This window comes from Labrenzia sp. PHM005 (assembly GCF_006517275.1).
Lineage (GTDB): Bacteria > Pseudomonadota > Alphaproteobacteria > Rhizobiales > Stappiaceae > Roseibium.
Map to the genome: position 1 here is coordinate 1,713,673 of NZ_CP041191.1, position 26,249 is coordinate 1,739,921.

23 protein-coding genes are annotated in these 26,249 nt (G+C 54.6%); 14 read left to right on the forward strand and 9 right to left on the reverse strand.

Annotation, left to right across the window (positions count from 1 at the left end; genetic code table 11):
• Nucleotides 1–34 precede the first annotated feature (34 nt).
• Nucleotides 35–922 (reverse strand): LytTR family DNA-binding domain-containing protein, encoded by an 888-nt coding sequence (locus FJ695_RS07820; RefSeq protein ID WP_141184906.1) that lies wholly within the window; start codon nucleotides 920–922, stop codon nucleotides 35–37.
• 251 nt (nucleotides 923–1,173) lie between these two features.
• Between FJ695_RS07820 and FJ695_RS07825 the strand changes: the two genes are divergently transcribed.
• Nucleotides 1,174–2,145 (forward strand): MBL fold metallo-hydrolase, encoded by a 972-nt coding sequence (locus FJ695_RS07825; RefSeq protein ID WP_141184907.1) that lies wholly within the window; start codon nucleotides 1,174–1,176, stop codon nucleotides 2,143–2,145.
• A gap of 174 nt (nucleotides 2,146–2,319) precedes the next feature.
• Here FJ695_RS07825 and FJ695_RS07830 read toward each other — a convergent pair whose 3' ends face one another.
• Together FJ695_RS07830 and ctrA are read right to left on the reverse strand one after the other, a co-directional pair.
• Nucleotides 2,320–2,787, reverse strand: a complete 468-nt coding sequence (locus FJ695_RS07830) for a TrmO family methyltransferase (protein WP_141184908.1) — start codon at nucleotides 2,785–2,787, stop codon at nucleotides 2,320–2,322.
• 173 nt (nucleotides 2,788–2,960) lie between these two features.
• A complete protein-coding gene (ctrA, locus tag FJ695_RS07835; RefSeq protein ID WP_141184909.1) occupies nucleotides 2,961–3,653 on the reverse strand; it encodes a response regulator transcription factor CtrA in 693 nt (230 codons plus the stop codon).
• A gap of 371 nt (nucleotides 3,654–4,024) precedes the next feature.
• On the opposite strand from ctrA, the gene fliI reads away from it, so the two are divergent.
• The 3 genes from fliI (at nucleotide 4,025) to FJ695_RS07850 (ending at nucleotide 6,413) form a co-directional block, all read left to right on the forward strand.
• Nucleotides 4,025–5,350 (forward strand): flagellar protein export ATPase FliI, encoded by a 1,326-nt coding sequence (gene fliI, locus FJ695_RS07840; RefSeq protein WP_141184910.1) that lies wholly within the window; start codon nucleotides 4,025–4,027, stop codon nucleotides 5,348–5,350.
• A 28-nt stretch (nucleotides 5,351–5,378) separates the two neighbouring features.
• Entirely contained in the window at nucleotides 5,379–5,789 is a 411-nt protein-coding gene (fliJ, locus tag FJ695_RS07845) for a flagellar export protein FliJ (RefSeq protein ID WP_141184911.1), read from the forward strand.
• A 189-nt stretch (nucleotides 5,790–5,978) separates the two neighbouring features.
• On the forward strand, nucleotides 5,979–6,413 hold the full coding sequence (locus FJ695_RS07850; protein ID WP_141184912.1) for a paraquat-inducible protein A: 435 nt from the start codon (nucleotides 5,979–5,981) through the stop codon (nucleotides 6,411–6,413).
• A gap of 26 nt (nucleotides 6,414–6,439) precedes the next feature.
• Here the strand turns inward: FJ695_RS07850 and FJ695_RS07855 are convergent, their stop codons facing one another.
• Nucleotides 6,440–7,555: a DUF2336 domain-containing protein gene (locus FJ695_RS07855; protein WP_141184913.1), complete on the reverse strand. Its 1,116-nt coding sequence runs from the start codon at nucleotides 7,553–7,555 to the stop codon at nucleotides 6,440–6,442.
• Between the two features lie 272 nt (nucleotides 7,556–7,827).
• On the opposite strand from FJ695_RS07855, the gene FJ695_RS07860 reads away from it, so the two are divergent.
• From FJ695_RS07860 to FJ695_RS07890, 7 genes are all read left to right on the forward strand, one after another.
• A complete protein-coding gene (locus tag FJ695_RS07860; protein WP_209010964.1) occupies nucleotides 7,828–10,098 on the forward strand; it encodes a mechanosensitive ion channel domain-containing protein in 2,271 nt (756 codons plus the stop codon).
• Nucleotides 10,099–10,270: 172 nt separating this feature from the next.
• A complete protein-coding gene (gene glpD, locus FJ695_RS07865; RefSeq protein ID WP_141184915.1) occupies nucleotides 10,271–11,791 on the forward strand; it encodes a glycerol-3-phosphate dehydrogenase in 1,521 nt (506 codons plus the stop codon).
• Nucleotides 11,792–11,872: 81 nt separating this feature from the next.
• Nucleotides 11,873–13,366, forward strand: coding sequence for a glycerol kinase GlpK (glpK, locus tag FJ695_RS07870; protein WP_141184916.1), 1,494 nt, complete (start codon nucleotides 11,873–11,875; stop codon nucleotides 13,364–13,366).
• Between the two features lie 284 nt (nucleotides 13,367–13,650).
• Nucleotides 13,651–14,004, forward strand: coding sequence for a helix-turn-helix transcriptional regulator (locus tag FJ695_RS07875; protein WP_141184917.1), 354 nt, complete (start codon nucleotides 13,651–13,653; stop codon nucleotides 14,002–14,004).
• A gap of 28 nt (nucleotides 14,005–14,032) precedes the next feature.
• Nucleotides 14,033–14,524 (forward strand): arsenate reductase ArsC, encoded by a 492-nt coding sequence (locus tag FJ695_RS07880; RefSeq protein WP_141184918.1) that lies wholly within the window; start codon nucleotides 14,033–14,035, stop codon nucleotides 14,522–14,524.
• Nucleotides 14,525–14,536: 12 nt separating this feature from the next.
• Complete coding sequence (locus FJ695_RS07885; RefSeq protein WP_141184919.1) at nucleotides 14,537–15,244, forward strand: MIP/aquaporin family protein; 708 nt, start codon at nucleotides 14,537–14,539, stop codon at nucleotides 15,242–15,244.
• Between the two features lie 62 nt (nucleotides 15,245–15,306).
• Complete coding sequence (locus tag FJ695_RS07890) at nucleotides 15,307–16,548, forward strand: FAD-binding oxidoreductase (RefSeq protein ID WP_141184920.1); 1,242 nt, start codon at nucleotides 15,307–15,309, stop codon at nucleotides 16,546–16,548.
• A gap of 42 nt (nucleotides 16,549–16,590) precedes the next feature.
• On the opposite strand, the gene FJ695_RS07895 is transcribed toward FJ695_RS07890, so the two are convergent.
• The 3 genes from FJ695_RS07895 to FJ695_RS07905 all read right to left on the reverse strand — a co-directional run bounded on the left by FJ695_RS07895 (nucleotide 16,591) and on the right by FJ695_RS07905 (nucleotide 20,670).
• Nucleotides 16,591–17,010: a GNAT family N-acetyltransferase gene (locus tag FJ695_RS07895; RefSeq protein WP_141184921.1), complete on the reverse strand. Its 420-nt coding sequence runs from the start codon at nucleotides 17,008–17,010 to the stop codon at nucleotides 16,591–16,593.
• A gap of 184 nt (nucleotides 17,011–17,194) precedes the next feature.
• Nucleotides 17,195–17,881: a DUF2270 domain-containing protein gene (locus FJ695_RS07900; RefSeq protein WP_141184922.1), complete on the reverse strand. Its 687-nt coding sequence runs from the start codon at nucleotides 17,879–17,881 to the stop codon at nucleotides 17,195–17,197.
• A 383-nt stretch (nucleotides 17,882–18,264) separates the two neighbouring features.
• The gene (locus tag FJ695_RS07905) at nucleotides 18,265–20,670 is read right to left on the reverse strand and encodes a Tex family protein (RefSeq protein ID WP_141184923.1); all 2,406 of its coding nucleotides are present in this window, start codon (nucleotides 20,668–20,670) and stop codon (nucleotides 18,265–18,267) included.
• Between the two features lie 377 nt (nucleotides 20,671–21,047).
• Here FJ695_RS07905 and FJ695_RS07910 point away from each other — a divergent pair, with 377 nt between their 5' ends.
• Nucleotides 21,048–21,689 carry a TetR/AcrR family transcriptional regulator gene (locus FJ695_RS07910; protein ID WP_209010966.1) on the forward strand — a complete coding sequence of 214 codons (642 nt, stop codon included), beginning with the start codon at nucleotides 21,048–21,050 and terminating at the stop codon, nucleotides 21,687–21,689.
• On the opposite strand, the gene FJ695_RS07915 is transcribed toward FJ695_RS07910, so the two are convergent.
• Together FJ695_RS07915 and FJ695_RS07920 are read right to left on the reverse strand one after the other, a co-directional pair.
• Nucleotides 21,673–22,794, reverse strand: a complete 1,122-nt coding sequence (locus FJ695_RS07915) for an ATP-dependent RecD-like DNA helicase (protein ID WP_141184924.1) — start codon at nucleotides 22,792–22,794, stop codon at nucleotides 21,673–21,675. The genes FJ695_RS07910 and FJ695_RS07915 overlap by 17 nt on opposite strands.
• A gap of 85 nt (nucleotides 22,795–22,879) precedes the next feature.
• Nucleotides 22,880–24,214, reverse strand: a complete 1,335-nt coding sequence (locus FJ695_RS07920) for an FAD-binding oxidoreductase (RefSeq protein WP_141184925.1) — start codon at nucleotides 24,212–24,214, stop codon at nucleotides 22,880–22,882.
• A 281-nt stretch (nucleotides 24,215–24,495) separates the two neighbouring features.
• On the opposite strand from FJ695_RS07920, the gene FJ695_RS07925 reads away from it, so the two are divergent.
• Both FJ695_RS07925 and FJ695_RS07930 read left to right on the forward strand, forming a co-directional pair.
• Nucleotides 24,496–25,422 (forward strand): fatty acid desaturase, encoded by a 927-nt coding sequence (locus tag FJ695_RS07925; RefSeq protein WP_209010967.1) that lies wholly within the window; start codon nucleotides 24,496–24,498, stop codon nucleotides 25,420–25,422.
• Nucleotides 25,419–26,246 carry a phosphate/phosphite/phosphonate ABC transporter substrate-binding protein gene (locus FJ695_RS07930; RefSeq protein ID WP_141184926.1) on the forward strand — a complete coding sequence of 276 codons (828 nt, stop codon included), beginning with the start codon at nucleotides 25,419–25,421 and terminating at the stop codon, nucleotides 26,244–26,246. Before FJ695_RS07925 ends, FJ695_RS07930 begins: the two co-directional genes overlap by 4 nt.
• Nucleotides 26,247–26,249: the final 3 nt, after the last annotated feature.

A 26,249-nucleotide genomic window follows, 5' to 3' on the forward strand; every position in this document is an offset into this window, starting at 1 on the left:
AGGGTTCGGTGATCCGAGTTTGGCCGGTAACGTTCTAGGCCGTGGACGCGCGGTCATTTGATCCTGTTTTTTCTGAATTCTGCTCTGCCCAGCCGGTCACACGGCTGACATATCGTCGGCTCACCGGAATTTGCATGCCATCTTGCGTCTCAATCCGCGTGTTGTTGCCTTTTCGAATGACCTTTCGGATCGCTTCGTTCGCGATCCAGTGGCTTCGGTGAACCTGCATTCCAAGCGATGGAGGCAATTCCCGCAGAATGTCGCTGAACCTATAGAGGATCATCCGGGTTTCGGCAGTCCCGACAAGTTTGACATAGTGCTCTTGTGCTTCTGCGCGGAGCAATGTGCCAGTGAACGGCGGTGACAAGCTTTCAAAAAATGAGGTCTGACCTTGCAGGTTTTCGGTTAGCGCACCGCCATCTGCAAGTTCTTCCGATGTGGTTTCAAGCGCCTCTTGCGCAACGTTCGTGTGCTTGCCAATGCTTACGATCATTCTTGTTTCCGCCAAAAGCGGAAGGGAGAGCAGCCCGCACAAAAACGCGTGGTTGTCCAAGAGGTAGCCAAGTTCCAGGAGAAAGGCACCAACCCGCGGATCCGGTCCCCAAGCTGTTCCTGCTGTGGATCCAAGCTCAGGAAGCCCGAGCACGATATCCATCGCCGTGACCGAAAGAACAAAAGGCAAATAGCTGGCAAGTCCTGCCAGACATAGCACAGCCACTTTCCGCCTATTCAACGCTGGTATCAGTCCAACAAGAAGAAAGAACGCAAAAAACAGCGTGGCTTCAATCGATATCCGGACAAACCAATATCCGTATACGCTCAAGACATTCCAGCCATCCGGCCGTGTTTGCTGGTTCGCGGCAAGCAGAAAAGCGGCACAAATTGTCATGGCAATCAGCAACAGCAGGTTCTGCCGGGACATCGACTTTTCCTCTAGAAATGGCTCAATGCACTATACCATTGATGATGCATGAATGGCATTCCCCGTTAAGGCATTGAAATAATGTCAAATTCAATTCCGTTCAAGAACTCGCGAATTATCTCATTTAAACCCCGCATGGGAGGTTTCAACACTGCTATTTTATCCCAGATACCCCAAGAGCGATTGGAGCCACTGCCATTTGTTCTGGGATTTTGGCTTCCTTCGAGTTTTGGCAACCAAAGGAATAACCAATGAGTGAAATTCAGGTTCGACTGACACGGCGTGCTGCCTTGTTGGGAGCAGGGGCGACGGCATTAGGGGCTGGCGTCGCGTCGTCCGGAACGGTTCATGCTGCTGCCGAAAAGCAAGGCGCCATGGCAGCGCCGGTTGCACGTTACAATGTTGGTTCCTTTGAAGTGAACACTTTGCTTGATGGCGCGGTCACTGTTGGGGAACCCCAGAAGACGTTCGGCATGAACGTTGATGCCAGCACGTTCTCACAAGCGTCTTCGGATAACTTTATTCCCGATGATAGTTTCAAGGCGTTTTTTACACCCACACTGGTCAACACAGGGCAGGAGTTGATTCTCTTTGATACCGGAGTTGGAGAAGGAGGGCGTCCTGCACGCGGCAACATGCGCGCCGCGTTGATGAGCGCAGGCTATACGCCGGAGCAAGTCGATGTAGTCGTCATCACCCATATGCACCCAGATCATATCGGCGGCTTGATGGAGGCAGGCGCGCCTGCATTCCCAAATGCCCGCTATGTGACCGGCCAGAAGGAGTTTGACTTCTGGTCTGCTATGGACCCGGAAGCCAATGGCGTTACCAAGCTTATGGCAAAGAATGTCAAACCGCTTGCCGAGAAAATGACATTCCTGGGAGATGGCGGGTCAGTTGCGTCTGGGATTACAGCAGTGGCTGCACACGGTCACACACCTGGTCACACCCTCTATATGCTGGAAGATGGGGGGCAGCAGCTTCTTCTCGCGGCTGACCTTGCCAACCACTATGTCTGGTCATTGGCTCACCCAACGTGGGAAGTCCGGTTTGATATGGACAAAGAAGCGGCGGCTGCGACGAGGCAGTCCGTCTTGGGCATGCTGGCCAGCGATAAAGTTCCGTTTGTCGGCTACCATATGCCATTCCCAGCTGTTGGATATGTTTCCACTGAGGGAAGCGGGTTCCGCTACGTTCCAGCGTCTTATCAGCTCAATCTCTAGTGCACAGGCCCCATCATCCTGAGACATAGAGGAGGAAACGGCCGGGAGCCCACCCGGCCGTTTTTTCGTTTAGAGCGGGCCATGTTTATCTGAAAACAGGACGCATCGCTGGTTTGCCGTTGATGTCGGTGAGTTCAGCGAGTGAACATCAAACCCGCTTATACGGCATATGATCTATCTGAATTCTGCGCTCCAATCGAAAAGGGCGGACTCTTCATAAGACATTGGCCAGTGCGAAAAATGGGCCGGGATATGCGCGGTAGATACCAGGTCGCTGGCCGGAAAATACGGTTTGATATCGATGACCGGCGTCTCTGGGAGCGTGTCGATGTACGGTGTCGTAATGCTTCCGATCTTCAGATCCACGCCAGTGATCGCAATTGCCGAGAAACAGATTGGATTTGGCCGGTCCGGTGATCGGGAGGCGAACACGCCAACACCCTGGTCGCTGGACGTATAGGGGGCAGGGCAAGTGAGCGGGACCGTCCCGGGAGCATCGGTTCTGTCCGCAAGCCAGAGAACAAAAGCATGGCTGAATTGCTCTAGTCCGGTAAGTCCCTGCCGAAAGGCTTCGTCAATTCGAATCTCAAAGCCGTGTTCCGTCGGGCATACTTTCCCGATCACCGTCAAAACGTGTGTCATTCTTCTCGTCCTTGTATCGAAAATCAGTGATCAGGCCTGATGCAGGCAGCCTGCCGATACTTTATTGAAAGAACAAGAGGAAAGCAGAATCTCAGTGCTTTGCCGGATGCGTTGGGCCAACAAAAAACCCCGCCGGAGGCGGGGTTTCGTCATCTCATATTTGAGGAACTGCGTTATGCAGCGACCTCAACATCCGGTTCGCGCAGAACGTAGCCACGTCCCCAAACCGTTTCGATGTAATTCTTGCCAGATGTTGCCGCTGCAAGCTTCTTGCGAAGTTTACAGATGAAGACGTCGATGATCTTCAATTCTGGCTCGTCCATGCCACCATAAAGATGGTTCAGGAACATTTCCTTTGTCAGGGTCGTACCCTTGCGCAAGGAGAGAAGTTCCAGCATCTGATATTCCTTGCCGGTCAGATGCACACGCTGGCCGCCAACTTCCACCGTTTTGGTGTCCAAGTTGACCTTCAGGTCGCCGGTAACGATGACGGACTGAGCATGGCCTTTCGAGCGGCGGACAATCGCATGAATACGTGCCACCAGCTCGTCCTTGTGGAACGGCTTGGTCATATAGTCATCGGCGCCGAAGCCGAGACCGCGAACCTTGTCTTCAATACCGGCGTTGCCGGAAAGAATTAGGATCGGTGTCTTAACTTTCGAGACCCGAAGTGTGCGGAGAACCTCATAACCGGACATGTCCGGCAGGTTCAGATCCAGCATAATAATGTCATAATCGTACAGTTTGCCGAGGTCGATTCCTTCCTCGCCAAGATCTGTCGTGTAGACGTTGAAGTTCTCGGACTTCAGCATCAACTCGATGCTTTGCGCTGTCGCGTTATCATCCTCAATCAACAATACACGCATGCCAATCCCCTTGTTCTGCCTTTCCTGGGCAAGTCGCAACGGCTGTGTCGGCGCCTGCTACGTAGGACTGCTGTTAACCCCGACTCAATCTATCGATTAATGGTTAACAAATTCTATTTCATAGCGGCAAGGCTCGCGGAAACGTTTCTGTGAACAAAGCCCAACTAATTGAATCACTGGAAAGAATCCAGATTCATCTTTCTTAATGTTGAACTTTAAGAAATCGGCGTAACCGATTCCGTTCAGATTCCTTTCAACAAAGCCAGAATAACTTCGATATGACCCTCGCTCGTGCGGCTTTCAAAGGTTAAGATTAACCAGAGTCGTAAACGATCGGTTACCAAAACCGTTAACAGGGGAAAGAAATTAACGTGAAGGCGCTTTTTGCCGAGATTGATTCGCTCATGTCGACGGAAATTTATGGCCGCGTAACCGCGGTTCAGGGCCTTCTTGTTGAGATCGCCGGACCGATTCACGAAATGAGTGTCGGATCCCGTTTGATGATCGACAGTGGTGAGGATAACCCCAAAGTTCCTGCAGAAGTCGTTGGTTTTCGCGAGGGCCACGCCTTGTGTATGCCGTTTTCAGGCCTAGAAGGCGTCCGCATGGGCTGCAAGGCGGTGATCAGTTCCCGCGAGAGTGTCGTGCACCCCAGCAATGAATGGCTCGGGCGGGTGGTTAATGCACTTGGTGAACCGATTGATGGTAAAGGACCTCTTCCAAATGGCGGTCTGCCTCGCAAATTGCGAAGCGCACCACCGCCCGCTAACGAAAGATCCCGTGTTGGGCCTCCTCTTGATCTCGGGGTCCGGGCTCTAAATACCTTTGTGACTTGTTGCGAAGGGCAGCGGATGGGTATTTTCGCCGGCTCCGGTGTCGGTAAATCGGTTCTCATGTCGATGCTTGCTCGCAATACCAAATGTGACACGGCGGTCATTGGTCTGATCGGCGAACGTGGCCGCGAAGTGCAAGAGTTTATTGAAGACGACCTTGGCGAAGAGGGGTTGGCGCGGTCGGTCGTCGTTGTTGCGACCTCTGACGAAAGCGTTTTGATGCGCCGGCAGGCCGCCTATCTTGCGATGACGCTGGCCGAACACTTTCGCGATGAGGGTGACAAGGTTCTGTGCATGATGGATTCGGTGACCCGATTCGCTATGGCGCAGCGGGAAATCGGCCTGTCGATCGGCGAACCGCCTACATCTAAAGGGTATACCCCTACCGTCTTCACCGAATTGCCGCGTCTTTTAGAACGCGCGGGGCCGGGGAAAGTGGGGTCTGGATCGATCACGGGCTTATTTACGGTTCTTGTCGAAGGCGACAATCACAATGAACCGGTTGCCGATGCGGTGCGCGGCATTTTGGATGGGCACGTTGTCATGGAGCGGGGAATCGCGGAACGCGGGCGCTACCCAGCTATTAATGTGTTGAAATCTGTGTCCCGGACTATGCCGCGCTGCGTGCCATCAGATCAGCAGCCGGTCTTAAGAAAAGCCAAGCAACTTCTGTCCACTTATACGGACATGGAAGAACTGATCCGCCTTGGGGCTTATCGAAGAGGATCTGACCCAACCGTGGATGAAGCGATCCACCGATTCGGACCGATTGACGACTTTCTTAATCAAGGTAAGGATGAGGCGACGTCAATTTCTGACGGTTATGTCCAACTTGCCAACCTTTTGGAAATGACTCAGGGATAGACTGCCCATGTAAGGGGAGTATTGAGTAATGAAAACCCGAGACAGTTTGATCCGTTTGAAGCGGTTTCAAGTTGACGAAAAACGGCGGCAGCTCGCCCAGATCGAGAGTATGATATCCGAGTTTCACCGGATGGCAGACGAACTCGATGATCAGATTCGCACCGAACAGGAGCGGACCGGGATCACTGATGTGACGCATTTCGCCTATCCCACATTTGCAAAGGCTGCAGCGGACCGGAGAGACAATCTGCGTAATTCAGCACATGAGCTGGATGACCAGTTGCAACGGGCTCAGGACGAACTCAGTGAAGCGATCGAAGATCTGAAGAAGTTTGAGCAGCTGGAAGAACGGGATCAGCAGCGTGAACGGACGGCGCAGGAGATGGCCGAACAAGACCTTCTTGATGAAGTCGCTGCGCGCGGGCGGTCTAGGTTCTAGTTTTCGGGCCGAGCCGAGACATTTCAATATTAGATACTGCTAGCCGCCTCTTTCTGGCGGTAAGCCGTCTTTGTGCGGCGTGTTACATATAAGCTAGTAGATTGCCACCTCGCGATTGTTGTTTGTCGCGGGATCTGTTCCTATGTGATCTGTTGTTTCTTGGGTCAATAAGCATAAAAAGCTGACTGTATGCGCCTCGTTATCGCTTTTCTTCTGCCGATCGCGACCTTTTCCTTTGCTCTTGGTATCACGTTGCCAATGATGCGGCTGGAGAAGCTGTATTTTCTAGAAGAGCGGCCGTCTCTCATCGATGTTATTCAAGGACTTTGGGTTGAGGGGGATGCGGCATTGGCTGTTGTCATCGCCCTCTTTTCCGTCATTTTTCCGGCGGCGAAAATCGCATTGACCCATGTGGCCGCCGTGACAGGTGGCCGGTCCCGGTCGCTGGCGCTTTTATCCGCAGTCAGTAAATGGTCAATGCTGGACGTTATGCTCGTCGCGCTTGTTTTGTTCGCGGCCAAGACCAGCGGGCTGGCGGCGGCATCTCTCTTGCCAGGACTGTGGTTTTACGCCGGCGCAACGCTCGCTACGGCGCTGGCCGCGATGCTTTGCCAAAGAGCTTAGAGCGTTTTGCGCTCTAACAAGATCGGTCAAGCGATCGCGAGCTTTCCTGGGTCGCGGAGCTCTTTCTCCGAATCGCGGGTCTTCCGTTTGGCCTGAAAGTCTGTGCAACGCGCCCCTTTGCTAGCCTCAAGTTCTTTCAAATAGGCTGTATACGCACCAATCCAACTGGAGCCTTTTGCTGAGGGAATTCTCAGGTGATCGCAACGCGCCTTTACAAAGAGCGCGAACGTTTGCGCTTGAAGGCCACATCGGGCTGCAGTGCGCATGACGGTCTCAAGCTTGCCGTTAAAGATCGCATCTTTCAGCGACTTCAATGCGATGCGGCCCCGGATGCCCATCAGTTCGATGACATGATTGAACCGCTGATCTTGAAGCAGGAGAGTAATCAACTCGTCTGCCGTTGCTCCAGCGCGCTGTGCTTCCGCCCACAAGAGACTCATATCTTGATTGTCGAGCGCATGGCCAAGTTTGCGGCGCAGAGTTTTGAGCCGGGCAATTTGATCCAGTTGATCTTGTGAGAGAGCCCCCTGAATAATGGCGTTCAGGCGCTTTTTGGCTTCTTCATTCACAATTGGCAGCAGTTTTTGGCAGACTGCCGGTGTCAAATCGGATCTGAGTGATAGGTTCTCCCTGACAGCGACGTCTTCCGCCGCAATTCGAACCAGGCAAAGCATCGCGTCGCGGGACAAGCGGATTTCCCGATTGCCAGCCAGGATCCGGTGTATTGGTTTGTCGCCCTTTTGAGCTAGGGCATCTGAAACTTGCGCACTCAAATCGTTTCGCTGAGCAATAGCTTCTAAATGTCCATTGCTGAGTGCTTCCATCAGATCCAGCAGATCTTCTTGTGTAAATGCTGGAGAAGACGTCAGCACTGGCGAGGCCACTGAGACATCGTCGGCTGCGATTTTGCGAACTAGAGAAACCGGTGTTTTAGGGCAAGTTGATATTTTCTGGGCAAGTCGAGCCCGATCTTTTGTCGTGGCATCGCTATAGAGTTTCAATGCGACTTCAGCAAATATTGTAAGTTCTTGTGTGGTGCGCTGATCAAGGTCTTCGGTCACCAGCTTGCAAAGCTCACCGAACAACGTCGTACGTGCGGCGTCGGTCCCTTCTTCGGCAAGTTTGACTAGTGACAGTGACATTTTTCCTCCTGATCATGCAAAGAAGAAAGGCATTTTATTATTAATACGTTACCGTTTTCTCTATTATTGAAATGTGACCTAGCGGCAATTTTTTGTTTTTATTGATATTTCGCGACGATAATTGTTAAAATTGACAATATTCCATTTCTTTGCGAGATCGTGGCTTCTATGGTTGGCCGGCACCAGCCTCCTTGAGACATAGGAGAAGCCGGAGTACGTCATTTTTAGCGAGAACCGTTTTTCGCATGCCTGACCGTTCTGGTGGACCCTTCATGACACTTCTTCTCAACCGTCTTTTTCCGATCATCCTGATGTTTTGTGTTTGGGCCACATCGGCAGTTTCCCAAACGACGCCTGATGGGGCGAAACAGGCAAACGAGATTGGCCAAGCCAGGGAAGCGCTGATCCAGATATTGGAGGACCCAGATAGCCGGGCAGCTCTGATCAAACAGCTGACAGCAGAACAAGACGCCGGTGGCAATGAGCAGAGCCCCCCGCCTGAAACTGAAACGGAAGTTAATGTTTCTCGGTCTGCCAAGGATGGAATTGTTCTCACCATTGGCGAATACACGCGCGCAATCGCCGATCAGGCCGGTGTCCTACTCAATCAAGCGGGGCGCTCGATAAATGGTTTAGGGCTAATTGCGACAGGCCAAATTCCGGTCAAATGGGACCGGGTTCAGACAGTCCTTACACAAGTCATTTTCGTCTTGTTTGCTGCGTATGTGGTCTATGCGGCCGCTCAAGTGCTTGCCCGCAAATCCTACAAGCGATTGGCGGTGAAAGCCCGCTATGGCGGCGGTATCGCACGGACCAGTATTCTACTTTTTACAACCCTCATAGACACAACAACGGTCGCGCTAGGGCTAGGCGGAGGATATTTGTGCGCATTGGTTGCTTATGGCGGATTGGAAGCAGGTGTCACAATCCAGGAAAGCCTGGCACTCAATGCGTTCTTCGTTACTGGAATGGCAAACGTAGCACTGCGGTTTGTTTTTGCTCCAAACCGCCCGGAACTGCGTCTGTTGCCCTTTGATGATACCAGTTCAAACTACTGGTATGGCCGCTTGCGGCTTTATATGTACTGGACCAATTACGGCATCTTCCTAGCAGTTCCGGTTGCCAACATTGCAGTTTCCTTTGTCTTAGGAAATGCGCTGCGCTTCCTCGTGGTGTTGAGCGGGATGCTCTACCTGATGGCGCTGGTAATTCGAAACCGCACGACGGTCCGACAAGGCGCGTACCGTTACTCGGAAACGCTTCACAGCGTGTTGGCTCAACGGGCGATCGCCAATCTTGGCAAAGTTTGGCATCTGGCAGCCTTGGGTTACATCATCGCGATTTTCATCATTTGGGTTTCCCGCCCCTTTGATGCCACGACAATCATTTTGCGGGCGACCGGTTTGTCTGTTGTCACAGTGATGGCCGGCATGGCGTTGTCGTTGATCATGACCCGGGCAATCCGAGGCGGAATCCGATTGCCGGATAACTGGAATCAGGCGCTTCCAGCACTTCAATACCGTTTGAATGCGTTTGTGCCGCGGATTTTAAAACTTGTCCGATCGGCTGTGTTCCTGGGAACCGTCTTGATGCTGCTCGACATTTGGGGCGTGTTCCGTGTTCGCGCCTGGTTTGAGAGTGAGACCGGTGCCCGATTGCTCAGCAGCACAGGGTCCGCCCTGTTGGTTCTGTTAGTCGGCTTTGCTGTTTGGCTTGCTTTGATGTCATGGGTGGATTTGCGACTTCAATCCCGCAGCGGCCGGATCGTCACTGCCCGGGAGCGCACGCTGTTCCAGCTCTTCCGCAATGCGGCGACAGTTGTCATCCTGGTGATGTCATCACTTTTGGCTTTGTCTGAGCTGGGCATTGATATCGGCCCGCTAATTGCCGGTGCCGGTGTCGTTGGTTTGGCAATTTCTTTCGGTGCCCAAACACTGGTAAAGGACATCATCACAGGCGCCTTTATTCAGATTGAAAACGCGATCAATGAAGGGGATGTCGTGACCGTTGCCGGTATTACCGGAACGGTTGAAGGAATAACGGTTCGGTCGGTGCGGATCCGGGATCTCAATGGAACCTCTCACATTATCCCATTTTCGTCTGTCGACATGGTGTCGAACTTCATGCGCGGATTTTCCTATCATGTCGCGATCATTGGCGTGGCTTACGATACCGATGTTGCTGTTGCCAAAGACGCGATGCTCGAGGCGTTCCGCAGGCTGCGGGAAACAGACTATGGGGCGAAAATTCTTTCCGATATGGAGATGAACGGGGTGATTAATTTTGGTCCAAGCTCGATCGATATTCGAGCAAGGATCAAAACTCTGCCGGGTGATCAATGGTCTGTCGGGCGCGCTTACAACGAGTACGTCAAACAAGTGTTTGATGAGCGGAACATCGAAATCCCGTTCCCGCAGGTCACCTATCATGCGGCAACTCCGCCATTTGTTCGGGACGACGGAGAGAAGACCGCGAAACCGAAACTGCCGAAAAAACCGAAAGCCATATCGGGTGACGCGCCTCCAGGCGAAGGTGTCGAATAGGCGTAAATCTCCCAGTTTTTTGCCTAAAAATCTGGTTCAACTGCTAACCGGCTTTTGATGAAAGTTGGATGTGCGCTTGTGCGCGCATTTATTGTGATTGATTTTCGACTGGTTTCGAATTATTTTCGCTTTTGGAATAATCGCGCGAAAAGAACGGAGCCTTAGACGGACCATGGCAGCGGACTATGATCTTTTAATAATCGGTGGCGGAATTAACGGAGCAGGGATTGCCCGTGATGCTGTCGGCCGTGGAGCATCGGTGATGCTCGTTGAAATGGGGGATCTTGCCGGAGCCACATCATCGGCCTCGACCAAACTCATCCATGGCGGCCTGCGCTACTTAGAATACTATGAGTTCAATTTGGTGCGTAAAGCTTTGAAAGAACGGGAAGTTCTTTGGAAGTTGGCGCCGCATATTGCCTGGCCGCTGCGCTTCATTCTTCCGCACCACAAAGAGCTGCGCCCAGCATGGTTTCTACGCCTTGGTCTGTTCATGTATGACCACCTTGGTGGCCGTAAGCTGCTGCCGGCGACCAAAACAGTTCCGCTCGACCAGGGCATCTTCAGCAAGGGGTTGAAGAAGCTCTTTCAAAAGGGATTCGAATACTCCGATTGCTGGGTCGATGACGCGCGCCTTGTCGTCTTGAATGCGCGAGATGCGGCGGATCGCGGCGCGAATATTCAAACCCGTACAAAATGCGTCAGCGCACTGCGTGACGGAGATCATTGGCAAGTGGTCTTGAAGGACCTGACAACCGGTATCGAACGCACTGTCACCGCATCTGTTCTGGTAAATGCGGCTGGTCCCTGGGTTGCCGAAATGCTGCGTGGTGTTGTCGGGGCCAACAATTCTTCAGCTGTCCGGCTGGTCAAGGGCAGTCACATCATTGTGCCGCGCCAGTTTGATCATGACCGCTGTTTCATTTTCCAAAATGGGGATGGACGGATCGTCTTCGCCATTCCTTATGAAAACGACTTCACCTTGATCGGAACGACCGATGTCGATTTCGAAGGCGATCTTGGCAAGGTCTCAATTGCAGAAGATGAAATTGAGTATCTTTGCAAAGCTGTCAGCGAGTATCTGGAAAAACCCATTACCCCTGACGATGTCGTGCACACGTATTCGGGTGTCCGCCCGCTCTATGATGATGGTGCGAGCGAAGCAAAGGCGGCGACCCGGGATTATGTGCTGGAGTTGGATGCTGGCGAAAACAAACCAGCTGTTCTGTCTGTATTTGGCGGCAAAATCACCACCTATCGGAAACTCTCCGAACAGGTGTTGGAAAAGCTGACGCCGTTCCTGCCGTTCAAGCGCGGAACGTGGACGGATGAGGACGCGCTTCCAGGCGGCGATTTTGCGGTGACATCCTTTGACGACGAAGTGGAGCGTTTGTCTTCCGATTATCCGTTCCTCGGCAAGATTTTTGCGGCACGGCTGATCCGTCAATATGGGACGGATGCCCGAAAAATTCTAGGCAGTGCGAAGAAGGCTGCCGATCTGGGGCAATTCTTTGGCTACAACCTCTATGAGGCCGAAGTGAAATGGCTGGTAAGCCAGGAGTGGGCGCGCACGTCGGAGGACATTCTTTGGCGGCGGACCAAACTGGGTTTGCGGTTGAATTCCGATGAAATTGCGGCGCTGGACAGCTATCTGGGCGCTCATCTTGCAGAATTGGTCGGCACTGCTGCATAGTGCTGGGCTAGAAATCTAAGCCGCCGGCAACCGTCGGCGGTTCTTTTGAACAACAAACAAAAATGATGTGGGAGGAGCGCCATGGCCGGATCGGTATTGGCGATTGACCAAGGCACTACGTCAAGCCGTGCCATCGTCTTTGGCGAGGATTTTCAGCCGGTTAGTGTCGGCCAGCAGGAGTTTCCGCAACATTTCCCGAAATCGGGTTGGGTGGAGCACTCGCCATCTGATATCTGGACCAGCACCCTGCGCGTCTGCCGCGAAGCGATGGAAAAGGCGCCGGACAAGGGCGCGAACGTTGCGGCTATCGGAATTACCAACCAGCGTGAAACAACGCTGGTTTGGGACCGCAAGACAGGCGAGCCGGTCTATAACGCTATCGTTTGGCAAGATCGCCGCACAGCCGATTTCTGTGCGAAGTTGCGGAACGAGGGTCTGGAATCCAAGTTCACAGCCAAAACGGGCCTACTGCTGGATCCCTATTTTTCGGGCACCAAGATCGCCTGGATCCTCGACAACGTCGACGGCGTGCGCGAGCGGGCAGAGCGCGGCGAGCTGGCGTTTGGGACCGTAGACAGCTGGCTGATCTGGCATTTGACCGAAGGCGAGGTTCATGCAACCGATGCAACCAACGCCTCGCGCACTCTGATCTACAACATCCATGACAACGTCTGGGACACGGAGCTGTGTGAGGTTCTGAATATCCCGCTCAGCATGCTTCCGGAAGTCAAAGACAGCGCGGATGACTTCGGTGTTGCCAAGGCAGATTTGTTCGGCAGGGAGCTCCCGATTCTGGGTGTGGCTGGAGATCAGCAGGCGGCGACCGTGGGTCAAGCGTGTTTTGAACCAGGTATGGTCAAGTCGACCTACGGCACCGGATGTTTTGCCATTATGAACACGGGCACGACCCCGGTTCCGTCAGGCAACCGCATGCTGACAACTATTGCTTACCGGCTGAATGGCGAGACGACTTACGCCTTGGAAGGCTCGATCTTTATTGCTGGCGCTGCCGTGCAATGGTTGCGCGATGGCCTCGGTCTCATTGAAAGCGCCGGTGATACGCAAGGCTTGGCGGAACAGGCTGATCCCAATCAGGATGTGTATCTGGTTCCGGCATTTGTCGGGCTCGGTGCGCCTTATTGGGATGCGGATGCCCGCGGGGCCATGTTCGGCTTGACCCGGAATACAGGCCCTAAGGAAATCGCCCGGTCTGTCCTGCAGAGTGTTGGCTATCAGACCTGCGACCTTGTGTCCGCCATGCAGTCGGATTGGCCGGATGCCAAATCTCCGGTCTTGCGGGTCGATGGCGGCATGACGGCGTCCGATTGGACCATGCAATTCTTGTCGGACATTCTAGGTGCGCCTGTCGACCGGCCGACCGTTGCCGAAACAACGGCACTGGGTGCCGCCTGGCTCGCCGGGAGCAGGGCCGGTGTCTGGCCGGGGCAGAAAGAATTTTCCGCCAAATGGAAGCTTGAAAAAAGATTTGAGCCCCATTTGGAGCCGGAGCGGCGGGAAAAACTTCTCGCTGGTTGGAAAGACGCTGTACGACGAACACGGTCCAACCTGACATAATACGATCCATCAAGCTCCGGCAATCGCCGGAGCTTTTTGATTAATGACATCCCTTTAGCCTTTTCATCGTTCTCCCGGTCAAGTGTAGCGCGAGCCGGGACGTGGAGCCAAAAGACTTTCAACTTCAATTAGATAAAGACTGATAAGCCTGAATTCTCCGATCTCTGCTCTCCGCTTTACTGCCTTGGGGAGGGCCGGCCGGGGCTTTGTTTCATTTTTCGCTTTCAGTTTGCGGTCAGTCAGATAGCTGTTGCTTTGTTCGTTATTTCGGGTATTCTCGAAATATGGAAAAAGAAGATGCCCTGAGAGCTTTGGCGGCACTCGGTCAGGAAACCCGCCTCGACGTCTTTCGCCTGTTGGTGAAGGCGGGAAAAGACGGCATGGCAGCTGGCGCCATATCAGATGCTCTCAAGGTGCGTCCAAACACCCTGTCGACCCACTTGAGCGCCCTCTCCCGGTCCGGTCTCGTGCGAGCTGAACGGGATGGGCGCTCAATTCATTACCGGGCCGATCTTTCCATCATGGGCGCCTTGACGACCTATCTGCTGCAGGATTGCTGCGGCGGAAACCCGGAACTCTGCGCTCCGATCATGAATTTTCTGGATGACAGCGATTGTCATAACAAAGGCCGGTGCTGAATCCGGCAAGAGGTGGGGCTTCAATAACATGCGTAATGCCTTGTTTGTCTGCACGGCCAACTCCGCGCGCTCGGTTTTAGGCGAAGCGATCCTGCGCCATTTGGGTGAGGGGAAATTCCAAACATTTTCAGCCGGGTCGACGCCGCGCGGCATGGTCAACCCGGATGCAATTACCTGTCTTCAGGGGCGCGGTCTGCCAACGGATGGTTTCCGGTCCAAGAGCTGGGAAGAGTTCGTAGGGCCAGACGCTCCCAAGATGGATTTGATCATCACGGTTTGCGACAGCGCGGCAGGCGAAGCCTGCCCAGTCTGGCCGGGCCATCCGTTTGTGGTCCATTGGGGGATCCCGGACCCGGCGGGCGTTGAGGGCGATGATGCCACACGTGGCGCCGCCTTTGATCTCGCTTTTGACCGCCTGGAACGCCGTGTCAGTGCCATGTTGGCACTTGGCGATGCGGTGTTTTCTTCAGCTGACGGCAAGGCTCAACTGTCAGCCATCGGCACATCTGCCGACGACTAGGATCTTCAAAAAATGTCTGAATTCACTCTCTCCCGGCGCCTGGTTGCTGAAGCGCTTGGTACTGCGATGCTTGTTGGGGCCGTTGTTGGATCCGGGATCATGGCGGACAAATTGTCCGACGATGTCGCTGTTTCTCTTCTGGGCAACACTATTCCGACCGGCGCAATCCTGGTGGTTCTGATCACCTTGCTGGGGCCGATCTCAGGTGCCCACTTCAATCCGGCCGTGACATTTGTCTTCTGGTTGAAGCGGGAACTGACGGTTTCCATCGCACTTGCCTATATCGCTGTTCAGATCCTCGGCGGAATCTGCGGATCACTGATTGCCCATGTGATGTTTGAGCTGCCAGTCTGGCAGGCCTCCACCACGGTGCGGACAGGAAGTTCCCAATGGGTGGCGGAAGTGGTGGCAACCTTCGGGCTTCTGGCCAGTATTCTGGCCGGGATTAGGTTCCGCGCCGAGGCTGTGCCGTGGCTGGTGGGTCTTTACATTACCGCCGCCTATTGGTTTACCGCCTCGACTTCTTTTGCCAATCCGGCTGTGGCGATTTCTCGAGCCTTCACGGATACGTTCGCCGGGATCCGTCCGGTCGATGTGCCTGGGTTCATCGTCGCTCAGCTGATTGGTGCGGCTTTGGCGCTGGCTCTGTTTTCCTGGTTGCTGCAGGCAGAAAAATCCGTGCCAGAGGGCGAAAAGCTCCAAACTCAGAAAACTGGCTAAACCAGCTTTCGTCATCCTCTTCTGCGCTTGCAAAACACGGCAAGGATTGCTTGAAGGGATGGATGAGCAAACCAGACGTTTATGTCGTCGGAGCCGGTATTATCGGGCTGGCTGCCGCCGCGAATCTCCTGCAACGCGGATACCGGGTTACCGTTCTGGACAGGGAAGGTCCGGCCGCGGGCGCAAGCCAGGGCAACGCAGGTGGTATCGCCTGGACCGATGTTGCCCCAATGGCTGCGCCTGGAATGTGGAAGCAGGCCTTCAAATGGCTGATGGACCCGCTTGGGCCACTGACCGTCCGGCCGGCCTATGCCCATAAAATCCTGCCCTGGATGCTTCGGTTCCTGGCGGCGTCCAATCCGAAGCAGATGGAACGCAGCACCAGGGCGCTGGCAGCGCTGAATGCCGAAGCCTGGCCGTCCTGGGAGCGGCTGTGGCGGGTGTCCGGCACGCACAACCAGGTTCGCAAGGACGGCTGTCTGGAACTCTTTGATACACAGGCCTCCCTAGATGGTGCTCGGCCTGGCTGGGAAGAACAACGCCGGTTTGGCATTCAGATTGATGAGCTAGATGTCCAGGCGATCCGGGAACTGGAACCGTCGATATCTGACAAAGTCGTCGGCGGTGCTTTGTCACCTGAGTGGGCACAAGTTGATGATCCGAAAGCCTTGTGTCTTTCCTTGGCTGATTGGCTCAAAGGCCAGGGTGTTACATTCGACATAGGCGAGGTGAGCAAAGCTGAACGTCAAGGCGATGGGGCCGCACTCACACTCAAAGACGGGCGGACCATTGTTGCCGGCAAACTTGTGATCGCCTGTGGGGCTTGGTCGAAGAAACTTGCAGCGCAGTTGGGCGACAAAATCCCTTTGGATACGGAACGCGGCTACAACATCACCATTCCAGAGCCAGGCGTGACAGTGAACCGCTTTATCCTGCTGCCCGGTCACGGATTTGTCGTGTCTCCGCTTTCCATCGGATTGCGCGTTGGCGGGGCTGTTGAATTTGGTGGTCTGGATCTGCCGGAAAACTGGAAGCGTGTGGATGCCATGGTAACTAAGGCCCGCCGGTTTTTCCCGGATCTTCAAATAGACGGTGGCAAACGCTGGATGGGGTATCGGCCCTCTATCCCGGACAGCCTGCCGGTGATCGGTCCAGCTTCCGGCAGCAACGGGATTTATTATGCCTTCGGCCATGCGCACCACGGGCTGACGGAAGCGGCGGTGACCGGAGAAATGATCACCGATATGATTGATGGCAAAGCCCCAACGGTCGACCCGGAGCCGTTCCGCGCCGACCGGTTTTAGGCGAGATAGCGGTGGTCACTGTTTGGCCACCGTTTCACTTTGCTACAGCGTCATTTTTATCAGCGGCTGATGAGTGTCTTCGTCGATGTATTCGCCGGTCTCTCGAAACCCATAGGCTTTGTAGAATCCGCGCCCAATCGGATTTTCCTTGAAAACCTCGACGGTCAAGCGGCCTTTTTGGGACTTCGCGTAATCGACCAAGGCACGTCCGATGCCGTGGCCATGATAATCGGGATCGACGAACAGACCTCCGATGTGACCGTCCAGTAGGCCGATAAAACCGAGCAGTTTTTGGTCTTGGGCAAAGACGTGTGTTTCCGATATTGGCAGATAGAGAGAGCGGATTTTCTCTTCAGCCTCAGCAAGAAATGACGGGCTCAAGAACGGGTGGGCAAGGTCGCTGGCCTTGCGCCAGATCTCAAGGATACGATTCGTATCCGCTGTTTCATAAGTTCGGATCATTGGATAAAAGTGTCCTGTTCCGGCCGAAATCAGCCAGGTCAAAAGTTTTGATTTGGTTGGCAAACGCCGCTTGAGAACTCAAGCGGCTCTATGCTGCGGGTCCCTTTGGCACCCGTTCAATCAGGACATAAAATCTCCAAGTCAGGTGAAGACGGATATCACATAAGCGTCTGTTCGAAAACCGTTACATATGTTCCATCGGAGATTTCCGGCGTTCGCGGTAGAGCTGATCAAGCCGCCAGGTGACGATTGCAAAAACAATCCATCCTGTATGGAAAATCACCCCTGCCAACATAACGATCCAGCCCGGTATTGGACCAATCGCTGCGCGGGCAAAAGCTTCCGTCATATCGGTCAGCGGGACTGGATGAATGGCAACCTTGCCATAGTAGGCAACGGCTTGAATGGCCAGGATCCAGGAATAGTTGCTGCGCAGCCGGCGTCCGGCCGCACGGATGAAGCTGATGTGGTAATGCGGCGTTTCATAATCCTCGCCGAGCATCTCGCCCCAGGCGCCGTTCCATTTGACACCTTCGCCGCGCAGCAAAGGTGCATAAAGATCGATTTCCAGCAATCGGGCCCGCGCGCGAAACAGATTGTAGTACCGGTACCGGCGCGCCTCGAAGATCAAAAACACCGTCACCAAAAGCCCCACCAAGACCATTGGCAATGGAGACGCTGCTATGTTGGAAAATGTGGCGGACAACGCAATGCCAGTGGTCACCACGGCCCAATTGGTGGTGTTGTCGAGCCGGGTGCGCCAATGGGTGCTGCGGAAGACTTCGGCGCGATAGAGATGCGCCAACGCACCGAAGGCGGCAGGGTCGATTTCCTGCTGCTTCGTGGGGTGCGGTGTCTCTGTTTCTGGCATTTGAACAGTCTTGAGCTTGGGACTGGCAAAATGCTACTGCGATTTCGAAGGGTTGGCCAGTTTTCAGGCCCTTACCAAGCGAAGAAAATCGCCGGACATTGTGTCCGGCGATCTAGGGTCAGGACCCGTTAATTTGATTGGAATGGCACGGCAAACGGCGATGAGCTGCAAGGAAAAACGTGAAAAGCGGGCTTCTGCCCGGTTGAACGGTTAGACGCCGCAGATCGAAGCCGTTTTCGCGTCTTTTCAAGATAGGATGAATTTGCTCGGCAACTTCGTTGCAACCCTTTGAAAACCGGACGGTTTCCTGCAGATTTGCGTCTCGTATCCGAACAAATTCCTTCCTACCATTTCAAACAAATTAATGGGTCCTGACCCTAGGCCTATTTCTTTTTCTTGTTCATGGCGGCGGCTAGGGCTGCTGCCATGGCGTTGTTGCCGCTGTCATTGCCTGACTGTTTTGGCGCACCGCCTTTGGTGCCGCCGGGACTTGAGGGGCCCCGTCCGCCCGCTCCTGAACGGTTTTGTCCGCTGCGTTCGCGCTGACCCTGATAGTCGGCCTGGGATTTCATCGTCATGGAAATGCGCTTGCGCGGAATATCGACCTCCAAAATGGTGACTTTGACGATGTCTCCGGCTTTCACGACCTTGTGCGGATCGTCGACGAACCGGTCGGCCAGTTGTGAGACATGGACGAGCCCGTCCTGGTGAACGCCGACATCAACGAAGGCGCCAAAGTTAGTGACGTTTGTGACCGTGCCTTCCAGCTTCATGCCCGGCTTCAAGTCGGAAATTTCCTCAACGCCGTCTTGCAGGGCAGCTGTCTTGAATTCCGGGCGCGGATCCCGGCCCGGCTTTTCCAGCTCGGACAAGATGTCCTTCACCGTCGGCAGGCCGAATTTCTCGTCGGTGAAGTCAGACGGCTCGAGATTTTTCAAGACACTGTTGTCGCTCATCAGCTGGCGCACATCCCGGCCGCAGGCTTTGACGATGCGTTTGGCCAGCGGATAGGCCTCCGGGTGCACGGAGGAGGCGTCCAGTGGTTCCGCTCCCTCGGTGATGCGCAAGAAACCAGCGCAGAGTTCAAACGCTTTTGCTCCGAGGCGCGGAACGTCTTTGAGCTGAGAGCGTTTGTCGAACCGGCCAATCGCATCCCGGTGTTCAACTACGGCTTTCGCAAGGCTGCCAGACAGGCCTGAAATGCGTGACAAGAGGGCCGGGGAGGCGGTGTTGAGATCAACACCAACGGCATTCACCGCGTCTTCGACAACAGCATCCAATGCCCGTGCGAGCTTGGTCTGATTGACGTCGTGTTGATATTGGCCAACGCCGATGGACTTCGGTTCGATCTTGACCAGTTCGGCAAGCGGGTCCTGCAAGCGGCGGGCGATGGACGCAGCGCCGCGCAAGGACACATCGACATCCGGCATTTCCTTGGCAGCCAGTTCAGACGCGGAATAAACAGAAGCGCCGGCCTCGTTGACAATTACTTTGACCGGCCGCTGCGCGCTCGGAATGTCGGTCAGAACATCGCCGGTCAGCTTGTCGGTTTCCCGGCTCGCGGTGCCGTTGCCGATCGCGATCAGGCCAACTTTGTGTTTGGCAATCAGCGCCAGCAAGGTTGCCCGGGAACCCGCAACATCATTGCGCGGCTGGAACGGGTAGATCGTTGCCGTGTCGATCAGTTTACCGGTGTTGTCGACAACAGCGACTTTCACTCCGGTTCGGATGCCCGGGTCGAGGCCGAGCGTTGCTTTGGAACCGGCGGGCGCTGCAAGCAACAAGTCTTTGAGATTCCTGGCAAAGACCTGGATCGCTTCTTCTTCCGCCTTGTCCCGAAGGACACCCATAAGATCGAGTTCCAAATGGAGAGCCAATTTCACCTTCCAGGCAAAGCGGGCCACATCCATCAGCCACTTGTCTGCCGGGCGGCCACGATCGGCGATGCCGTAGGTGTCAGCGACCATTTTAACAGCTGGGAGAACTGGTGCCGGATCGTCGGCGTCGACCGTAAGATCGACAGACAGGATGCCTTCGTTGCGGCCGCGGAAGAGCGCAAGGGCCCGGTGGCTCGGGATCTTCGCCCAGCTTTCAGAATAGTCGAAATAATCGGCAAACTTGGCGCCCTTGTCCGCCATGCCGTCGATCAATTTGGATTGCACAACGCCGCGTTCTTCCACATAGCGGCGCAGACGGCCGACCAGTTCGGCGTTCTCCGCGAAACGCTCCATCAGAATCTGGCGAGCGCCATCAAGAGCCGCTTTGGTGTCGGCCACGCCCTTCCCTTCGTCGATGAAAGCAGCGGCTTCGGTTTCCGGCGTCTTGGTGGCATCGTCAAGCAGCATATCGGCTAGAGGTTCCAGGCCGGCTTCCCGAGCAATCTGGGCTTTGGTGCGCCGTTTCTTCTTGAACGGCAGATAGATGTCTTCGAGCTGTGATTTGGTTTCGGCGGTTTGAATGCTCGCAGTCAAGGCATCGGTCAGTTTGCCCTGCTCGTCGATCGATTTGGTGATGGCGGCGCGGCGATCCTCGAGCTCTCGCAGGTAGATGAGCCGCTCTTCCAATTTGCGCAGCTGGCTATCGTCCAGGCCGCCTGTGGCTTCCTTGCGGTAGCGGGCGATAAAAGGAACAGTCGAACCTTCGTCGAGCAGTTGAACGGTGGTGTTCACCTGGCCGGCCTTACAGCCGATTTCATCTGCGATCCGGTGCGCAATGCGCAGAGCGGTTTCCGCAGAAAGGGACTGCGCTGATTTTGTGGAGCCTGAATCCGAAGGTGTGACAGTTGCCATTTGGGATTTTCACTTTCACGGCAGAAAAACAAATCGGGACGATAATTCGGACGGGCTTGGCGTTAAAGCCATCTCGGAGCCTCATCCACCAGCAAATTCAAGCCGGTTTAGCGACCGCTGTTAACCGAAACATTGTCCATTCCGTAGAAAATATTTCCGAACAAGTATAATGGCGGTCCTAATTCGAACGAATTGCACATTTATACGTATTCTGGAAATCCGTTCGACTGGTAACATTCACTGGGTTCGTACTGGATTCGCATCCTGCCAAGGCGTGCTGATGAGACAATTCGCTTTTTTCAAAAGCGGCGTGGCATTCGCTTGCTGATGGTTTAATACCGGTTTGGGCGGTGCTAAAAAACAGAGGAGACTGGATCGTGACACGAGGCCGGCCCCGTAAGACGGAAAAAGAAGACGCTCTTTACGGCATTATGTGCGCCTTCTGGCAGCATGGATTTAAAGCCACATCCATGAATGATCTCGTCGAAGCCTCTGGAATGGCCAAACCTAGCTTATATGCCGCCTTCGGTGACAAGGAGGCGATGTTTGAGAAATCGCTCCTGCATTATTTCGATTGTTACGGGGATCTTGTTTTTGGTCCGCTGATGCGTGCTGAAAAACACTATCTCGTTGATGTCCGCAATCTGATACAGACCGTTGGCTATCTGGCTGCAGACAAATCCACGCCCTTGGGCTGTTTCCTGTTCAATGCGCAGGTTGAGAACGCCTACGGTACCGAAAAACATAAGGTTCTTTTGTCCGATCTGGCGCAGACACGGTATGGCGGCATCAGAACGCGTCTCCTTAAAGCGGTTGATGCCGGTGAGCTTTCGGACGATGCGGATATCGATGCTCTTGCAACTTATGTCGACGGCCAGCTCGGCGCAGTGTCCATTCTAGCCCGCACGGGGGCCGGCAAGGGGCAGATTGATCAATTTGTCGAAACAGCTTTGAAGGCGCTGCCGAGCGAAACGCCTTTCGATTTCGATGACCTTCCCGAGTTCACCTTACGACAGTGATCTTTTCTGCTGCACGGGTCACCGCTGTATAAAGCCAGCGGTCCCGATGTTCGCGGAACGCCCAGCTTTCATCGAACAGAACAACATCGTCCCACTGAGACCCCTGGGCTTTGTGGACCGTTAGAGCGTAGCCATAGTCGAATTCGTCGGCCTTGCGCCGGATGGCATAGGGGATACTCTCTGCGCCGTCTTCAAACATTGCCGGAAGCACTTTGACTTTGACCGCGGTCTTGATCAGTTCGTCCTCTGAAACAACATCAAAGCGCAATGTGTTGCCGCGCGGCTGGCGCAGGCGTTTCACCGTCCACAAACCGCCGTTCAACAAGGCTTTGCTCTTGTCATTGCGCAGGCAAACCAGCTTGTCGCCAACCGCCGGCATTGGGGTCGTAAAGTCTTTCAGTTCCCGGATCCGGCTGTTGTAAAGGCGACGTGTTTTGTTGGTGCCAACCAAAACCTGGTCTGCCGCTAGGATCTGATCCTTGTCGATCTGACGGCGGTTGATCACTTTGCTCTCGCCGAATTCGCCGTAGTCCAGGGATCCGCCTTCGCGGATGGTCATGGACATACGCACAATCGGATTGTCCTGCGCTTGGCGGTGGACCTCTGTCAGCATGATGTCGGGTTCGGCTTCGGTGAAAAAGCCTCCGCCTTTGACCGGTGGCAGCTGTGCCGGATCCCCCAGCACCAGTACCGGAGTGCCGAAGGACAGAAGGTCCCGGCCAAGTTCCTCATCCACCATGGAACACTCGTCGATGACAATCAGCCGGGCTGTTGCTGCCGCACTGTCCCGTTTGATGGCAAACTGCGGACCGGCGTCCTCCTCATCATCGTCAGTTAGCTCTTCTTCTTTGGCCGAGCGTGGACGGTAAATAAGTGAGTGAATGGTGCCGGCATCTTCACACCCTTTTTGGCGCAACACATGCGCGGCCTTGCCGGTAAAGGCGCCAAAACAGACATCGCCGTCAATGTCTGCAGCCAGATGCCGGGCGAGCGTGGTCTTACCGGTGCCGGCATAGCCAAACAAACGGAACACCTGGCGGTCTCCACGTTTCAGCCAGGCAGCAGTTTCCTGAAGAGCAGTGTCTTGTTGCGGCGACCAGGCCAAGTGGGTGCTCCGGGGTTTTCAAAGGGAGTTGCCTCCATAACCTGATTTGCCACCAAGCGCCAAGGGGAAGACGGACCATATTCTGCTAGCCAAGCACCGAGAATGAACTGTCCTGATTGATGCTGCGCTTTCTGGAGAAGGTCGCTGTGTTGATCGTATGATCGACGTGCGACAGCTTGAATTGCAGAGGGTCTTTGTCCTGCGCGCCGCCCTCCTCGCAATAGGTGATTAGCTCGGCCATCAGCCGGCCGGCAACGGGGGCGTTTTTGAACTGATTGCCGCTGGTTCCGATTGCCAGATAATAACCAGACACATCGCTGCAGTCGTAAATCGGCAACCAATCATCGGTGGCATCATAAAGATCCGCGACGCCAACGGGATGCTGGGACACACCCAGTTCAGGCAAACGCTGGGAATACCGATAGGCATAGGTGAGGGCCCGGTCGCTCAAATCGCGCGAAAAGTCATCCGGATCAACGTCCTGCGGAGGGTCGCAAGGAGGGTTTTCGCTGCCGATCATCAATTGGCCGCCGCTGCCAGGTTTGATGTAACAAGCGATGTCGTTGTCCGAAACGATCAAGCCTTCTCTTGAGTATCCGAGGGTGCCCGGTGGCGTGATCTGAACAACTTCCTGGCGCAGCGGGCGTGTCCGGATGTTCATGCCTGGGTCGCCCTGTAACAAGGCATTGACCTTGCCGGAATGCGGGCCGGCAGCATTTATGACAATCGGGGCGGCAACGGTCCGCCCGTCGTCCAGATCAACGCCGGTGATCCGGTTTTCCGGCACGGAGATGCCGGTCACTTTTGTCTTGAAGAAAAAGGTGCCACCGAGGGCTTCGGTTGCGGATTTGAGGTTGCGGGCCGCCAATTGCGGGTCATCGACATAACCGCCTTGGGGAAAGTAGACCCCGCCGGAGATTTCACCGCCGGAAGGCTCGCCAAAAGCTTCATCGTCCATCTTTTTCGCTGGGGCGTAACACTCCAGATTGTAGCCGGGCATGGCCTGCCGGATTTGATCTGCAGACCAATGTTCATGGCGAATGCCGAGCTGTTCTGCGCTTTTCAGTACTTTCTCAAGATAGCCATTGGCCGCGGTCTTCATCACCAATGTGCCGGTTTCAATGAAACGGGCGAGCTCAGGAGTGTCTTCACAGCCAAGGTACCCAGGCCAGTTTCTCCAGGCGTGATAGCCTTCAAATGCCATGGCAGAGCCGTCGAGGGTTGAATAATAAGTGCGGACGACGGCGGCTGAACTCGACGTCGAGCCATACCCAGCTGCGGGCAGCATATCGATATTCAGGGTCCGGTATCCCTTTCTGGCGAGATTAAACGCGATCGCGCAGCCAATTACGCCAGCTCCGATGATTACGGCGTCGAAGTGCAGGTCAGTGGGACCAGACGGGTTGGTTGGCGCGATCATATGAGTCTCCAGAAAAGGGTCCGACAAGATCACGAGCAACCCGCAGGTTTGTCCAGTGGAAAATCCGCCAGACTATGTTCAGAATTGGTCACATGCTCGTTGTTCAATTCGTCTAATTGATAACTATTTCCTGCATTGTTTAAAAAAGTCACCTCACTAGGGGGATTCTAAATGTTTGTAGAATTTGTTCCCAAGTCTCCCGTTGAACGTTCCACACGGTATTTGCATGATTTTTCAAGTGTTGTCGGTTTTGCCGACTTTTCAACAACTTGGAGATTGGTGTGCCGCTTGGGAAATTGTGCGAGTGGCCAACGCTGGGGCTCATATTGGCTTCTGCGATGGCTTGGGCTGGGGTGATTTGGTTTTATTCTGATTGGGGCGGATGGATTGTCTGCCCGCTGGCAGCGGTTTTGGTCACACTTCAGTCTTCCTTGCAGCATGAAGTTTTGCATGGTCACCCAACCAAAAGCGCCAAATTGAACGAGGCGCTGATCTACTGCAGCTTCGGTTTGTTTATTCCCTACCGGCGCTTCAAAGCACTGCATCTGCGCCACCACAATGATGACCGCTTGACGGACCCTTATGATGATCCAGAGGCCTTCTATCTCGCGTGGGGGGACTGGCAGAAGCTGCCAAAGGCAATTCAGGCGGTTCTAACTCTCAACAACACCCTTGCTGGAAGATTGCTGATCGGCCCGGCGGTCTCGCTGATCGGGTTTTATGGCTCCGAACTCCGGCTGCTGAAATCTGGCGATAAATCGGTGCGCCGGGCGTGGGGCCATCATATCTTGGGGCTGGTGCCGGTTGTTCTGTTCGTGACGCTTGTGGGTGGAATGCCGCTTTGGCTTTATGGTCTTGGAGTAGCTTACCCAGGCATGAGCCTGTTGATGCTGCGCACCTACGCCGAACACCGGGCCCACGAAGACACCGAAGCGCGGTCTGTCATCGTCGAGTTCTGCCCGATCTTTTCCTTGCTGTTTTTGAACAACAATCTCCACATCGTACATCATTCGTTCCCGCGCGCGCCGTGGTATGCTCTCCCGGGCCTTTACAGGTCCGCACGGGAGGAATGGCAGGCGCGCAATCAGGGCTATGTGTTCAAGAGCTATTTGGAGATGGCAAAGATTTATCTGTTTAAGTCCAAAGAACCGGTGCCGCATCCGCTGGTAAGACGCGAAGTCACAGACGCCGCGCGGTCGGCTTCATGACGGCTGCGGAGTTCCGCCCTGTTCGTCTGCCCATGTATGACTGGCCAGAGGTGGCAGATGAAACGCGTGTTTTGGAAGCAGCACTGACAGATGAGATTTGCCACGCACTTGCTATTGCTCCTTCTACGCTGCAGCCGTGGGAGCCGGACATTGATCTTTACGATCTTTGGAAAGACCCGGGTCTTTTGCTTGCACAGACCTGCGGCTATCCCTTCACCCATGATCTGAAGGGGAAGGTGTCCCTCATTGGCGCGCCGGAATATGAGGCGGCTGGCTGTTCTGGCCCCGCTTATTGCAGCCAGATCATTGTCGCTGCGAGCAGTCCGTTTCGGACCATGGCGGATCTAAAGGGGAGCCGGGCTGCCTTTAACGGACCTGACAGCCAATCCGGCATGAATACGTTTCGCCATGCCCTGGCGTCGCTGGCGGAAGGTGTGCCGTTTTTCGGGTCTGTAACTGAAAGTGGCGGTCACTTGGCCTCCATGGCAGCAGTCGCTGAAGGACGGGCAGATGTTGCCGCCATCGACGCTGTTTGCTGGGCGCTTGCCGGGCGCGAAAAACCTCAACTGGTCAGCGGGGTGCGCGCGCTCACACAAACCGCTCAAGCCCCGGGATTGCCGTACATTACGTCAGTCCGATTCAGCCCGGTGGAGAGACAAAAAATAGCCGAAGCTATAAGCAGTGTCTTTGCCAAAACTGAGACAGCAAAAAGCCGCGAGCGGCTGTGCATTCGCGGCTTTTCGAAACTGGTTCCAGAAGACTATGCGGTTATTCTGGAGATGGAGGCGCAAGCGGCAGCTGCCGGATATCCGGTGCTCGCTTAACGC

Bases quoted from the DNA above. Each gene is read 5' to 3' on its own strand.
- FJ695_RS07860 (WP_209010964.1), top strand. From the start codon at position 7,828: ATGACACTTCTTCTCAACCGTCTTTTTCCGATCATCCTGATGTTTTGT.
- FJ695_RS07900 (WP_141184922.1), bottom strand. From the start codon at position 17,881: ATGCCAGAAACAGAGACACCGCACCCCACGAAGCAGCAGGAAATCGAC.
- FJ695_RS07880 (WP_141184918.1), top strand. From the start codon at position 14,033: ATGCGTAATGCCTTGTTTGTCTGCACGGCCAACTCCGCGCGCTCGGTT.
- glpK (WP_141184916.1), top strand. From the start codon at position 11,873: ATGGCCGGATCGGTATTGGCGATTGACCAAGGCACTACGTCAAGCCGT.
- FJ695_RS07850 (WP_141184912.1), top strand. From the start codon at position 5,979: ATGCGCCTCGTTATCGCTTTTCTTCTGCCGATCGCGACCTTTTCCTTT.
- FJ695_RS07895 (WP_141184921.1), bottom strand. From the start codon at position 17,010: ATGATCCGAACTTATGAAACAGCGGATACGAATCGTATCCTTGAGATC.
- fliJ (WP_141184911.1), top strand. From the start codon at position 5,379: ATGAAAACCCGAGACAGTTTGATCCGTTTGAAGCGGTTTCAAGTTGAC.
- FJ695_RS07890 (WP_141184920.1), top strand. From the start codon at position 15,307: ATGAGCAAACCAGACGTTTATGTCGTCGGAGCCGGTATTATCGGGCTG.
- FJ695_RS07820 (WP_141184906.1), bottom strand. From the start codon at position 922: ATGTCCCGGCAGAACCTGCTGTTGCTGATTGCCATGACAATTTGTGCC.
- FJ695_RS07825 (WP_141184907.1), top strand. From the start codon at position 1,174: ATGAGTGAAATTCAGGTTCGACTGACACGGCGTGCTGCCTTGTTGGGA.
- FJ695_RS07885 (WP_141184919.1), top strand. From the start codon at position 14,537: ATGTCTGAATTCACTCTCTCCCGGCGCCTGGTTGCTGAAGCGCTTGGT.
- FJ695_RS07855 (WP_141184913.1), bottom strand. From the start codon at position 7,555: ATGTCACTGTCACTAGTCAAACTTGCCGAAGAAGGGACCGACGCCGCA.
- FJ695_RS07920 (WP_141184925.1), bottom strand. From the start codon at position 24,214: ATGATCGCGCCAACCAACCCGTCTGGTCCCACTGACCTGCACTTCGAC.
- FJ695_RS07905 (WP_141184923.1), bottom strand. From the start codon at position 20,670: ATGGCAACTGTCACACCTTCGGATTCAGGCTCCACAAAATCAGCGCAG.
- FJ695_RS07830 (WP_141184908.1), bottom strand. From the start codon at position 2,787: ATGACACACGTTTTGACGGTGATCGGGAAAGTATGCCCGACGGAACAC.
- FJ695_RS07875 (WP_141184917.1), top strand. From the start codon at position 13,651: ATGGAAAAAGAAGATGCCCTGAGAGCTTTGGCGGCACTCGGTCAGGAA.
- ctrA (WP_141184909.1), bottom strand. From the start codon at position 3,653: ATGCGTGTATTGTTGATTGAGGATGATAACGCGACAGCGCAAAGCATC.
- glpD (WP_141184915.1), top strand. From the start codon at position 10,271: ATGGCAGCGGACTATGATCTTTTAATAATCGGTGGCGGAATTAACGGA.
- FJ695_RS07930 (WP_141184926.1), top strand. From the start codon at position 25,419: ATGACGGCTGCGGAGTTCCGCCCTGTTCGTCTGCCCATGTATGACTGG.